This is a genomic window from Vibrio sp. TRT 21S02, from assembly GCF_050113675.1.
In the GTDB taxonomy this organism is placed as follows: Bacteria; Pseudomonadota; Gammaproteobacteria; order Enterobacterales; family Vibrionaceae; genus Vibrio.
The window spans coordinates 28,984-41,669 of sequence record NZ_JBNJOI010000025.1; the positions used below are offsets into that span (position 1 = coordinate 28,984).

Annotated in this window: 12 protein-coding genes; 1 reads left to right on the forward strand and 11 read right to left on the reverse strand. The window is 45.4% G+C overall.

Translation table 11 applies throughout. From position 1 onward, the window contains the following. Position 1 precedes the first annotated feature (1 nt). From ACQEXU_RS20295 to ACQEXU_RS20305, 3 genes are all read right to left on the reverse strand, one after another. Complete coding sequence (locus ACQEXU_RS20295; protein ID WP_367987609.1) at positions 2-532, reverse strand: hypothetical protein; 531 nt, start codon at positions 530-532, stop codon at positions 2-4. Positions 533-671: 139 nt separating this feature from the next. Next, positions 672-1,235: a sugar O-acetyltransferase gene (locus tag ACQEXU_RS20300; RefSeq protein ID WP_367987610.1), complete on the reverse strand. Its 564-nt coding sequence runs from the start codon at positions 1,233-1,235 to the stop codon at positions 672-674. 134 nt (positions 1,236-1,369) lie between these two features. Next, entirely contained in the window at positions 1,370-2,266 is an 897-nt protein-coding gene (locus ACQEXU_RS20305) for a response regulator (RefSeq protein ID WP_427012091.1), read from the reverse strand. A 105-nt stretch (positions 2,267-2,371) separates the two neighbouring features. Between ACQEXU_RS20305 and ACQEXU_RS20310 the strand changes: the two genes are divergently transcribed. Continuing rightward, the gene (locus ACQEXU_RS20310; RefSeq protein WP_427012092.1) at positions 2,372-3,130 is read left to right on the forward strand and encodes a chromosome partitioning protein ParA; all 759 of its coding nucleotides are present in this window, start codon (positions 2,372-2,374) and stop codon (positions 3,128-3,130) included. A gap of 25 nt (positions 3,131-3,155) precedes the next feature. Here ACQEXU_RS20310 and ACQEXU_RS20315 read toward each other — a convergent pair whose 3' ends face one another. From ACQEXU_RS20315 to ACQEXU_RS20350, 8 genes are all read right to left on the reverse strand, one after another. Further along, positions 3,156-4,061, reverse strand: coding sequence for an SPOR domain-containing protein (locus tag ACQEXU_RS20315; protein ID WP_427012093.1), 906 nt, complete (start codon positions 4,059-4,061; stop codon positions 3,156-3,158). 150 nt (positions 4,062-4,211) lie between these two features. After that, complete coding sequence (locus ACQEXU_RS20320; RefSeq protein ID WP_427012094.1) at positions 4,212-5,888, reverse strand: phosphoethanolamine transferase; 1,677 nt, start codon at positions 5,886-5,888, stop codon at positions 4,212-4,214. Then, positions 5,885-6,250, reverse strand: coding sequence for a diacylglycerol kinase (locus ACQEXU_RS20325; protein WP_427012095.1), 366 nt, complete (start codon positions 6,248-6,250; stop codon positions 5,885-5,887). Before ACQEXU_RS20325 ends, ACQEXU_RS20320 begins: the two co-directional genes overlap by 4 nt. After that, on the reverse strand, positions 6,251-6,382 hold the full coding sequence (locus ACQEXU_RS20330) for a hypothetical protein (RefSeq protein ID WP_427012096.1): 132 nt from the start codon (positions 6,380-6,382) through the stop codon (positions 6,251-6,253). Between the two features lie 73 nt (positions 6,383-6,455). Beyond that, entirely contained in the window at positions 6,456-7,394 is a 939-nt protein-coding gene (locus tag ACQEXU_RS20335; RefSeq protein WP_427012097.1) for an ABC transporter permease, read from the reverse strand. Positions 7,395-7,396: 2 nt separating this feature from the next. Next, positions 7,397-8,374, reverse strand: a complete 978-nt coding sequence (locus tag ACQEXU_RS20340; protein ID WP_367987616.1) for an ABC transporter permease — start codon at positions 8,372-8,374, stop codon at positions 7,397-7,399. A 188-nt stretch (positions 8,375-8,562) separates the two neighbouring features. Then, a complete protein-coding gene (locus tag ACQEXU_RS20345) occupies positions 8,563-10,116 on the reverse strand; it encodes an ABC transporter substrate-binding protein (RefSeq protein WP_427012098.1) in 1,554 nt (517 codons plus the stop codon). Positions 10,117-10,209: 93 nt separating this feature from the next. Continuing rightward, positions 10,210-11,925: a dipeptide ABC transporter ATP-binding protein gene (locus ACQEXU_RS20350; RefSeq protein WP_427012100.1), complete on the reverse strand. Its 1,716-nt coding sequence runs from the start codon at positions 11,923-11,925 to the stop codon at positions 10,210-10,212. Positions 11,926-12,686: the final 761 nt, after the last annotated feature.

Consider the following 12,686-nt stretch of genomic DNA (forward strand, 5'->3'; position numbering starts at 1 on the left):
TTTACGACTTCATCGATTTTAATAGCGTATCAAGCTCGTTTAGCAGCTTTTGCGTATCTGGGCTGGTCTTTTTCATCGCACCCAAGATCTGCTTTTGGAGATCTGCGTTTACTTTTTGAACCTGAGGTTTTGCTAAAAATTTCGCGCGCTTTTCCGCTTGGTCATTTTGCTGCTTTTTCAGCTCACCTAAAATGGACTGGCGTTGCTCTTCCGTTAAGCCTTCTTTTGACAACTCACTGCGAGCCGTACGAAGCTTAGCTTCAAATCCTTTTGGATCATAACCGACATCTTTAGCTTCAATTTCTAGTGCGCTATTTGCCGCATCAGCTGCTTTCACCAAATCAGGGTTGTCTTTAAACGCTTTTTGGCGGATTTCAGACAGCTCTTTTTGGATCTCACCAACACGTTTTGCAACCTGAGAGCTTTGCTCAATCGCACCTTTAAGTTCATTTTGAACTGGGTTTGCTGCCATTGTTGGCATCGCGGTTGCCGCAGCAACAGAAAGAGCAAGAACAGAAATAAGTTTTTTCATCGGGGGCACCTTTCACTAATGGGAACAAGTTGTGTGCAGTTTCCCGTTCAGTCTAAAACCCCGATTTGTCTCTCAGTCAGCCAATCGTCATGAATTGTTAGCGACTGGTTAAACATATCGTGCACTGTTCGTTTTGCCGTTAAACCATTTCAGCTTGATTCAAAGGCCGGATCAGTTTGGCAGGAGAGCCACCGTAAAGCGAATCCGGGGGGACATCTCGCGTGACCACCGAGTTCGCCGCAATCACAGAGCGGGCGCCAATCGTCACCCCTTGGTTGATGATCACACACCCACCAATCCAAACATCATCTTCCACCACAATCGGCTTACAAAGTGTTTCCCACTTTCGACGGCTCTGGTAATCCAACGAGTGGCCTGCGCTATAAAACTGAGCATTGGGTCCAATCATCACATGGTTACCGATAGAAATTGGAGCCCCATCTAACATGGTGGCGTTCATATTAATGAAAGTATGTGCACCAACGGATATCGTCTGGCCAAATTCACAATAAAAAGGAGGACGGATCACGCTACCCTGCCCAAACTTTCCAAGCAGCTTCTCAAGCCATTGAACTCGTAACGTATCATCCGACAAGGTATTTAACTCCGCCACTAACATGGTGGCTTTATCGCGAATCCGGCTAACTGAATCATCACTACCATCAAACCGCTGTCCTGTCGTCATTTTTTCAAATTCTGTCATCTCTCCCTTCCTACTGTTACCAGTTTCACTACGCTGGATGCAGTAGAGTTTACGCCTTTTATTTGGAAGAAACAGAGAACAACCTGCCAAGTTTTCGCTCTGCAATTAGAACTTATATCTGGTAAAAGAGAGGTTCAAAACCCAATCAAAGTCACTTTACCTTGTGCCATCTCTTCAAGCTGGCAGGAAAAGTCGACTCGTTTGCTGGCTTCTTTATCATAGAGGGTTTTCAATTTATCAAACGCGGAAGGGATAAAGCTGACACTTTTCAGGCGTAAGCTTTTACGTGAATTGGAATCTAAGAACGCGAGAGAGGATTTGTCCAACACCTTCTGACAGGTATCGAGAATGTCTTTGCTGACCATTTTAGTCTGGATCACTTGCTGTAACTGTTGTGGCGAAATAGCGCTATTGCTGCGAGCAAACACGCACACTGCATAGATATCAAGCATCGCTACGGCTCTTGGCCGCTGGGTTTCACCATCTTCATACACTGCCATTAAGCATGGGATTTTACTTTCATCAAATGCTTGTACACCAATATTGTTGAGTTGAATACTCTCGCCCACTTCCCGTTTAAGCAACTTCTCCAATTGGGAGAGTTTGGGCAGTGCCAGCTCTTTTTGCACTTCCGTAAGCCCATTCAAGGTCTGCTGACTCTCTTCTGCACCTTGAACTAAGGGAAGTAGATGACGATGCAGCTCTTCATCATCAAACGGTTTAGATAATACAAAACTCGCCCCTGCCGCCTTCGCTTGCTTGATCTGAATTTGGTCATCCACCGTGGTGATCATGCCAACTTTAATGCCCAGCCCTAACTTCATCAGCTCTTCTGTCAGTGTTAGACCGGTCATATCCGGCATATACCAATCCGTCAGCACGATCTCCGGCTGCCATTCACTGACTAACGTTAGGGCTTCCACCGCATTGTTGGCCTTTTTTATCGATAGACGACGATAACCAAAGCACTCCAATGCGCGCCTGACAATTTCTAGTGTGGCCTTACTATCATCAACGATCAGTATTTTCACAAACAGCATTCAACCTTGAGCGACAAACTGTCTAAATTATAGGCACATTTTTTCATCACAACTAAACTTAACCACTACAGCGCGTCAACGTTAGGAATGCATCTCATGGACTTACCGCCTTTACTGACTGGCGACAACTTCAACGCCCTCGCGATCAACTTAGGTTTGCTCATCCTTCTGTTTTGGTTTGTCATCTTGCTGCTTATTCTGCGGGAGTTTCGTCAGTTCGCTCATCAGGTGGTGAATGGACAAAACCTTGACCGCACTGCCTATGACTTATGCCAACAGTCCGTCGACAATGCTCTGAATTACACTGCAGAAAACACCGATACTCTCAATGATCTGATCATTATTCAGCAAGCCTTAGAAGCTCAGGTGTCACAAATTCGCGCAGCTAACCATACGCTGAATGCAGAAGACCAAGCCACCATCGATGCACTCAATCAAAAACTCAGCAAATCCCATCATTTGATTAAAAAGCTCAAAGGGGATTTAGATAAAAGCGTGAAAGGACTGCGTAAAGCCAAAAGCAAATTACTCAAGCAACATGATACGGTCGAAAGCCTACAACAGGAAAAAGAACAGCTGGAACAGCAATTTGAGCAGTTAGAAAAAGAATACATCCAGATCAGTGAAGCAGGTGGCTTTAGCGATGTAGAAGAAAACTATCGACAAGAAAAACAGCAGCTGATGTCCGTCATTGAAAGCTACAAACAGAAGCTGTCTGAGCAAGGGGATAGCAGTAAACTAAAAACACAGCTAGAAACGGCACAACAACAGCTACACCACGTGGCAAAAGAGAAAGAATTCGTTGAGAAAAAGTATCTGGAGTTACTAAAAGAAGCGGAGAAAAACAACCAGTAGCCCTAGGCTACTGGTTGTTATTTGATTATTTCACACACATCACGTTGAGTAATGACGTGCCTTTTAAGCGTGTGACTTTACCACTGGTAAAGAGTCCGCGGCGATCGGCTCCCCAATAAGGTAAGTGGATTGGCCATTTTTCTTTCATTACATTTGTCGCTAAGAGGCGGTTCCATTCAGATTCAGAAGGCAATCGCATGTTCAAGTGTGAGCAAACCTGCATCGCACCATCATAATCCAAGCGATTCCAAGGTAACCCATGTTCCATATAGAACTGATCATCGCTGAACATCATGTACGGCACTTTGTAACTTACTCCAGCGACTTCAGTGCTTAGGCGAATGGCAATTTCCACTTGTTTGGCTTTAGGTGGCGACTCGACCACTGGCTGTTTCACCACAGGTTCCGGTTTTGGCTTCGCCGGAGGAAGGACTGTGGTTTTTTGCGCTGGTTTAGCGGCGGTCGATGTCTCTTTTACCGGCTGGCGAACGGGCCTTTTTTTGCCGCTCACCACTTCACGAACAAAAGACTCTTTGTAACCCGGCTGTTTTTTGACACCCACCAAATCTTTTCGAGCTTGGCGAATATCTTCATAAGGACCGATTAGACACCGGTAACCCTTACCCTCAGGCTTTGCCCATACATCGGTAGAAATATGCTGATAAAGATCTTTAGCTTCAGCAAGCGACAAAGGTTTGGCGAATACCCCACATTGAATCCAGAAAATGGATTTTTGACCTTTAGGTTGCTGCTTACCCCAAAGCCCCTGACCAATCGGACATGCCTTATCTAAAATGGGTAGCTCATGATTAGATGCCTGAGTTGCATCACACAGAAACCCTTCAGCCTGAACGGGCGCTGATACAACAGGCACAGCCAAAACAACCAGACTCAATAGCTTCGCAAAAGACCATTTTGGCATTGCGGTCATGTTGATATCCATACTCTTCAATCTAACCTTATCTCTAATAGTGACATTATTGACGGCTCACTGCTGAGATAACAGGATGCAAAAAAAGAGCCGCAAAATGTAGCGGCTGTTAGTTTAGGAAAATTATTGTTATTAAATCTTAGGGTTAGATCACCCTTTCGCCAATTCTTCGTGCTGTGGTTCGACACGGCAGGCCGCAAAGATATCCAATGATGACTGATAGGCTTTCGTCTTCACATCCATGATACCCAACAGTGAATGGAATAAATTATCATGAGAATATTGCCCATGAATGGCTGCACGTTGCTTGAGACAAGCATAATCGACGCTTTTGGCCTGCTGGAAACCCTGCGACATCCAAACAATCATAGGCACAGTGGTTTGATAGTCTGGGGCTAACGCATACGGCGCCCCATGCAAATACATGCCCCCTTCCCCTAATGACTCCCCATGATCCGAAAGATAAATCAGCGCCGTATTGTATTGCTGCTGTAATTCACTCAGACGGTTTATCACCTTACTCAGCACATAGTCGGTGTAGCGAATACTGTTATCGTAACTATTCACAATTTGCTCATTGCTACAATTTTCAATGTCTGCACGAGGGCAATCGGGCTGAAATACCGCCATGCTTTTCGGGTAGCGCTTGTAATAGGTGGGGCCGTGACTGCCAATTAAATGTAGGGCCACCATTCGGTTACCAGAAAGCTTGTTAATATTGCGGTCTAGATTCTCCAATAGCACCATGTCATAACAGGTATTACCATCACATTCACTGTCTTTACGTGAGCGATCCATCATTTGCTTTTCGATATGACGCGCGACATTTTTATCCCCGCCATCATCGTCTTCCCAAATCATCGACACCCCTGCCCGATTTAGAATATCGAGTACATTATCTTGGTTGTTCGCGTGGTCGTGATCATAATTATCATGGGTCAACCGAGAGAACATGCAAGGTAATGAAACCGCCGTTGCGGTGCCGCAAGAGCGTACCTCTTGGAAAGAAACAACATCCAAATCAGCGGTATAAGGGTTGGTTTCTCGTGAATAGCCGTTCAATTGATAGTTTTGCGAACGTGCAGTTTCTCCGACCACCAGCACAACTAGGCTCGGCTTTTCTTTAGCTTGCGCCAGAGCTTCGCTGGACTGATGCGCATCTAATCCTAACTCAATATAAGGCTGCGGCGTCGTAAAGTAGGTTTGTTTGACATAACGACTGATCGCATACACTGGCTGTGTCGGCACAATCATTTTCTTTAAGTAGCTGTGGTTGCGACCAAATGAGGCGTAGTCTTGATAGTAACTGCCCGCAATGACAACCAAAATCAGCACAGAAGCCAATATGGAGAGGAGCTTTTTACCAATAAACTTGAACCAAGGCTCTCGTTTAAGCGGCAGTGAAATAAGCAGTGCGGCAGGTACGAAACCCAATAGAACAACCCACAACACCGAGTAACAGCTCAAGTAAGCACTCGCTTCGCTGCTGTCGGTTTGCATGATATTCGCGATCATGTCGACATTAAAAATGGTGTCGTAGTTATAACCGGCATAACTCACCAAAGCCGATAAAATCATCAGTGCCACAAACAAGGGTTTGGTCAGAAAAGGCCAACTCAGCAGGTTGAATATTAAATTGAGAGCAGCAAAGAAAAACAGCGGGATCGAAAGGATAAAACCAAGCTTTACCGAGTCCATTTCAGCAAAAAGACGATGCAATTCTTTGTAAATGGGAGCATTCAGCACCAATGCAAAATAAAGCGCCAATACCGCAGTTAGCTTCACATAAGTCACCCCATTTGAGCGCCAGTTGAGCCAGTTTTTCATAATAGTGCTCCCACAATAGCGCCCCAAGTCAGCAAGGCAAAACTCAAGGCAATGAACACCGCTGCAGAACCCATATCTTTTGCGCGTCCGCTAAGTTCATGCCATTCACTTCCAACCCTATCGACAACAGCTTCAACCGCCGAGTTCAGCAACTCAACAATCAACACAAGCAAGACACTCCCTATCAGCAGTAACTTCTCGACTGGGGTCACGGGTAACCAGATGGCTACCAGAAACAAAGCCGCGCTTAGTACGGTTTCTTGACGAAATGCAGCCTCATGCTGCCAAGCGGCCACAAGCCCTTTCATGGAATACTGGGTTGCATGTATAACACGCGTTATTCCGGTTTTTCCTGGTTTCACTCACTCACCTTCCTTCATCATCATTGTTATTATTTCAGCCAAGCGGGCCATCGGTGGTACGACAGCTCGATATTTGGCCTGATCATCAGACAAGTAACCCTGCCAAACCGTCCAACCCGATCGAGCAAACATTGATTACTGTTTTGGAATAATGAGGGAAACAAAAAAGCCGCGAATAATCGCGGCTTTTGCTTAAAGTGGAAAATTACCCTTTATAAATCTTAGGGTTGAATACATCTCGTAACCAGTCACCCAGCAGGTTAATCACCAAGACTAAGGTCACTAGTACTAGCCCTGGGAAAGCCGTGATCCACCACGCTCCAGAGAAAATGTAGTTAAAGCCGATGCTGATCAGCGCCCCTAAAGAGGGTTGGTCTACCGGTAGGCCTAAACCTAAAAACGACAGCGCCGCTTCAGACATAATGGCGTTGGCCACCTGTACGGTCGAAATAACCAAAATAGGAGACAAACAGTTTGGCAAAATATGGCGGAACATAATACGAGGCGACTTAAAGCCCATCACCCGTGCAGCTTCCACATATTCTTTCTTCTTCTCAGCCAATACCGATGCACGAATGGTACGTGCATACTGCGGCCATTCGGCCACGCCAATGATCACCACCAGCATGACGACCGCATATTGACTGTAAAACTCACTGCCAAAACTGGCTTTGAAAATGGCCGAGACAATGATCGCGACCATCATGGTTGAAAACGAGAGCTGCACGTCGGCAAAACGCATTAAAAAGCTATCAATACGGCCGCCAAAGTAACCCGCCGACAAACCAATCACGATACCAAGCACCAATTGTAGGCCAACCGCTAAGAAACCAATGGTCAGTGACAAACGAGACCCATACAGAATGGTCGAAAGGATGTCTCGTCCTTGCTCATCAGTGCCCAACAGGAATCGCTCATCACCGTCTTCCATCCATGCTGGTGGTAGCTCTGAGTCCATAATATCGATCGAGGATAAATCGTATGGGTCTGTTGGCGAAATGATCGGCGCTGCCAATGCCATCACTAAGAACAGCATAAAGACGGTAAAACTGGTCATCGCGACTTTATCGCGCTTAAAGTAGTACAAGAAATCAGATTGTTTAAATCGCTCCCAACGCGAAGGAGCTAGTGCTGTTTGACTCATGATTATGCTCCTTTACCTGTTAAATTCACCGTTGGGTTGATGATGCCGTATAGCAAGTCAACAATGGTGTTAGTGACCACGAATATTAGACCAACGAAAATAACGTAAGCAGTGATCAGTGGTGTATCCACTCGGTTGATTGCCTCAAGGAAAAGGAAGCCAGTTCCTGGCCATTGGAAAACCGTTTCAGTCAGTATGGTATAAGCCACCATGGTACCAATCTGCACCCCACCGACCGTTAGTACCGGTAACATGGTATTTTTCAGCGCATGCTGGTAATAAATCTTGTTCAGTGCCAAGCCTTTCGCTTTACCGAACTTGATGTACTCAGAACTCAAGACTTCCAACATTTCAGAACGGACCAAACGGATAAACAGTGGCAGCATGATGGACGCCAGTGCAATACAAGGCAGCACCAAGTGAGCCAAGCCATCTAAGGTGAAATAACCGGACTCCCAGCCCAACACATTCGCCGTTTCTCCTCGCCCATAAGACGGTAACCAACCCAGTTCAATCGAGAAGACGTACATCAACATGATGGCGGTAAGGAATACGGGGATCGAAATCCCGATACTACTGCCTGCCATTACAATTTTGGTAAACAGACTTTTAGGGTGGATCGCTGAGTAAACCCCCAGAGGAATAGAACAGAATATAATGATTAATGTGGCACCGAACACTAACTCTAGTGTTGCCACCAATTTATCCAGAATCACTTCAACCGCCGGGCGCTTGAAGAAATAAGACGTACCTAAATCACCTTGTAGCGCATTGCCAACAAAGCGTGTGTATTTAGTAATGAAGGGATCATTCAGACCTAGGTCGTCACGCAAAGCTTGGCGCTCTGCTTCAGAAACCGACTGACCTACTAGCTCACGCAATGGATCGCCGAGGTTATCCTGAATGGCAAACGCCACTAAACTGATCACAAACATCACTATCAGTGCCTGAAACAGGCGCTTGACCAGAAACGAAAACATTCCCTGCCCCTTTAACTTTCCGTAGATTTCAGTCTTGAACTACCGTGTTCACACTCATCATTACTCCATAGATTTAGCAATGATGAGTATGCTTTCAGCCTTAAAAATGGCACCTAACCCGACTGAAACAGAGCTAAGCACCAAAAAGTTATGGCACCCGAGTCACCTCGGGTGCTATGCGTGATGCCTTACTTAACGACAAGATCACCGAAGTATGGGAAGTTCATACCGTTGATGATTGGACCAATCTCAACGTTACCTTTCGCTGCCCATGAAGGGTCTTGCCAATGCAGAGGAACAAACGCTGCTTCGTTGTATAAGATTTCTTCAACTTTCTTCAGCGCCGCACTACGCTTGCCAAGATCCGTCATCTTATTGGTTTCTTCGATCAGCTTATCGACTTCAGCATTTGAGTAGTGGCCACAGTTGTACTGACCTTTACCCGTATCCGTATTACGCGTCATCGCTAGGAATTCAGTGAAGTTACCTGAATCTTCCGTATCTGGGTGCCAGCCGATCATAAGCATGTCTGCCGCACACTTATCGAACTCAGGCCAGTACTGCGCTTTTGGCATAGTCTTCAGATCAACCTTAATACCAATCTTAGACAGCATTGCCGCCGATGCTTGAGCGATCTTATCGTCGTTCACGTAACGGTTGTTTGGCGCCATCATGGTTAGCGTGAAGCCTTTCTCGTAACCCGCTTCTTTCATCAGCTGCTTCGCTTTCTTCAGATCGTAGCGAGGTTTCAGATCAGCATTATGACCAACGAAGCCAACTGGGCTCTGCTGGCCTGCTGCTGTCGCTGCGCCTTTCATGACTTTTTTAGTGATGCCTTCGTTGTTGATGGCATACACAATAGCCTGACGCACGCGCGCATCTTTCAGTGCTGGATTGCTGTTTTGGTTCATTTGGAAGGTGATCACACGTGTACCCGGCATGGTGTACAGATCAACGTCTTTAGCTTTCTTAATACGCTTGTAGTCATTTGGCGCTACAGGTGCAATCATATCTACATCACCAGAAAGAAGTGCTGCAACACGAGTTGCGTCTTCTTTAATTGGCACGAGCGTTAGCTTATCAACGTTACCTTCAGAGCTGCTGTCCCAGTAATCATCAAAACGCTCAAACGTTACTTTTACGCCCTGTTCACGTTGCGTGATGATAAATGGTCCTGTCCCCGATACATTGGTTGATGCGTAAGAGTTGCCGTGCTTCACTAGCTCAGCCTTGTCTTTACCATCTTCTGTTTTACCTGAATAGAACTTGCTATCCATTGGGAACAAGTAGGTCATCACGTTTTCAACTAGCGGGTAAACGCCGTCTGTTTTCACTTCAACTTTGTAATCACCTGCTTTTGTGATTGACGTGATTGGGCCGAAGATACCTTTAAAGTCAGGTGAGTTTTTCAGACGGTCAAATGTCCAAACAACATCATCAGCCGTCAACATGTTGCCTGAGTGGAACTTAACACCTTGGCGGATATTAAAGTGCATTGTTTCACCGTCAATACGCTCCCAAGATTCAGCTAAGCGAGGTTCAAATTCCATCTTCTGGTTAAAGCGGATAAGCGGATCAAAGACCATGTGAGACATTTGCAGTGTACCGCCAGACAGTTGCTCATGCGGGTCAAGTGACACCGGATCAGCATCATATGCGACAGTAATGTCTGCTGCTGCTGCACCAAAACTGAGGCCTGCAGCCATCAAAGCCACTGCTAGTTTGCTTTTCATGGTTTTCATTGCATAACTCCTTATGCGGGAATCCAAATCCCTAGTTGTTGTATTTGCTTCTGTTTATTCGTCTGGGCAAAACGCCCGACAATTACCTACGACTTACGCCGTTTTTATGTCTTCTCTGAGCCCAGTAAATTCGGGCATCAGTGAAATCAGTTGTTTACTGTATTCGTGTTGAGGGGATCTAAAGAGCTGCTCGGTTGGGGCGACTTCCAATAACGTCCCCATTTGCATCACACCCACTCGATCGCACATCTGGCGGATCACAGGTAAATCGTGACTGATAAACAGCATGGTTAGATTGAGCTCATCTTGTAAATCTTTTAGCAGGTTGAGAATTTGCGCCTGTACCGAAACATCCAGTGCAGATGTTGGTTCATCACAAATCAAAAGACGTGGACGGGTTGCCAGCGCACGTGCAATCGAGATGCGCTGACGCTGACCGCCAGAGAATTCATGTGGGTATTTAACTCCTGCCATTTTGCCCAAACCCACATGATCCAACAGATCGTTAACGATCTGTCTGGTCTCCGCTTCACTGTTCGTCAGTTTATGGAAACGGATAGGTTCCGCGATGATGTCAAAGATTTTCATGCGCGGGTTCATTGAGGTGTATGGGTTTTGGAATACCATCTGCATCTGGCGACGCAGTGGACGTCGTTCACTTTCCGATTTCAATGACGTCAGATCAATGCCTTCAAAGGTCACTTTACCGGAGTTTGGTTGATACAAGCCTGCGATCACTCGGGCAATGGTCGATTTACCCGATCCCGATTCACCCACCAACCCAAACGTCTCACCTTCAAACACTTCAAAGCTGACATTATTGGACGCCTGAACATACTCACGGCGGCTTTCAAATAGCGAATCCTTGGTAACAAAACGCAGGTTAACGTTTTCTACGTTCAATAGCGACCCGGAGTAATCACGGTGATCTTGGCTTTGACCTAACCAGTGATTCTTCACATCCAGCGGCTCCATCTCGTGCGCTTCTTCGATGTAACTAACTAATGGGAAGCGATCGAGTTTGATATCAGAACGAGGTACCGCAGAAATCAAGCTACGTGTGTACGAATGATCTGGGTCGCCCAGCACTTTTGCTGTTGGGCCAAATTCAACCAAATCTCCTCGATACATCACTGCGACACGATCAGTCACATTGGATACAACACCCATATCGTGAGTCACTAACATACAACCGACGTTGTTTTTAATGCACAGTTCACGGATCAGGTTGAGGATTTGGTCTTGGATAGACACATCCAGTGCGGTGGTAGGTTCATCCGCAATGATCAGATCAGGCTCACCAGCTAAGGCAATCGCAATCACTACACGTTGGCGCATACCACCAGAAAATTGGTGCGGATACTGTTTTAGTCGGTTTTCTGGTTGGGGAATCCCAACTTGCTGCATCAGAGACAACGCACGCTGATACGCTTCTTCGTCGGAAACCGTCATATTGGCATGAATGGTTTCTTTTAATTGCTGTTCAACGGTGAAAAGCGGGTTAAGCGACGTCATCGGATCTTGGAAAATAAAACCGATTTTTGAGCCGCGAACACTGCGCATCTGCTCTGGAGAAAGACCTGAAATCAGCTCTCCATCGAGATACACATCACCCGTAGCGATACGTCCCGGAGGGCTAAGCAGATCAATGACGGCATTGCCGACCGTTGACTTACCTGCACCAGACTCACCAACCACACCGACAATCTCTCCTCGTTCAATATTAAAAGAGAGTGATTTAACCGCAGCATGTACCCCGTGGCGTGACGGATATTCAATACGAAGATTTTTTACTTCTAAGAGTGACATTAACCAGACCTCTACTGCTTCGGCAGCTTTCTGCCCTGTCTGAACATTTGAATCCATTCCACCAGAATATTGTTCTGGTAATTTATAAGCTTATCAATCTGGCAAATATTTCACAGAAAAGCAACATATATAGTATAAAAAGTCGAAATTGAACACTTTTAGAGCAAAAAACTAAAATATTTATGCACTTAAACTGCATTAACTGTTGAACTATAACTTTAAGAAATTCCATTAACCAGCTAAGTGAAAGTCATTTAAATAGCTATTTTGGCTCATTTTTCTAATAAAACAGGTTTTTTAGTCTAAAACGAAAAAGATAAAGTATTCACACTATCCACTTTTAACAAAACAGAAACAAAATCCAAAAAAATACAAATAAACAGAAGTACAAACTGGCATTCAAGTAAATACATAGAATATAAAACCACAACCATACTCTGAAATTATAGGTGGATTTAACCAATATCTCTGTTTAGGAAAAATAGGAGGAACGAGGAAAAGTGCCAGATTCGATTGCACAAATCGTGATCTAAACGTGTCTGAAATATTTGTCAGAATGAATGGTAGTGAAGGGCTGGTTCGAATCAAGAGCAAACGCTAGAAAGTAAAAAACCCTAGTCTTTCGACTAAAGCCTTATTAGTTGTCGGTGAAGAGCCATGTTCTGAATATCAGGCGAACCCCATCTTGGGTTCGAATCAAAGCTCAAACGCTAGAAAGTAAAAAAGCCCTAGTCTTTCGACTAAAGCCTCAGTAGTTGTCG

Excerpts from the sequence above, each read along its gene's own strand:
- ACQEXU_RS20350 (WP_427012100.1), bottom strand. The coding sequence starts at position 11,925 with ATGTCACTCTTAGAAGTAAAAAATCTTCGTATTGAATATCCGTCACGC.
- ACQEXU_RS20340 (WP_367987616.1), bottom strand. The coding sequence starts at position 8,374 with ATGTTTTCGTTTCTGGTCAAGCGCCTGTTTCAGGCACTGATAGTGATG.
- ACQEXU_RS20310 (WP_427012092.1), top strand. The coding sequence starts at position 2,372 with ATGGACTTACCGCCTTTACTGACTGGCGACAACTTCAACGCCCTCGCG.
- ACQEXU_RS20320 (WP_427012094.1), bottom strand. The coding sequence starts at position 5,888 with ATGAAAAACTGGCTCAACTGGCGCTCAAATGGGGTGACTTATGTGAAG.
- ACQEXU_RS20300 (WP_367987610.1), bottom strand. The coding sequence starts at position 1,235 with ATGACAGAATTTGAAAAAATGACGACAGGACAGCGGTTTGATGGTAGT.
- ACQEXU_RS20345 (WP_427012098.1), bottom strand. The coding sequence starts at position 10,116 with ATGAAAACCATGAAAAGCAAACTAGCAGTGGCTTTGATGGCTGCAGGC.
- ACQEXU_RS20335 (WP_427012097.1), bottom strand. The coding sequence starts at position 7,394 with ATGAGTCAAACAGCACTAGCTCCTTCGCGTTGGGAGCGATTTAAACAA.
- ACQEXU_RS20295 (WP_367987609.1), bottom strand. The coding sequence starts at position 532 with ATGAAAAAACTTATTTCTGTTCTTGCTCTTTCTGTTGCTGCGGCAACC.
- ACQEXU_RS20330 (WP_427012096.1), bottom strand. The coding sequence starts at position 6,382 with ATGTTTGCTCGATCGGGTTGGACGGTTTGGCAGGGTTACTTGTCTGAT.
- ACQEXU_RS20315 (WP_427012093.1), bottom strand. The coding sequence starts at position 4,061 with ATGACCGCAATGCCAAAATGGTCTTTTGCGAAGCTATTGAGTCTGGTT.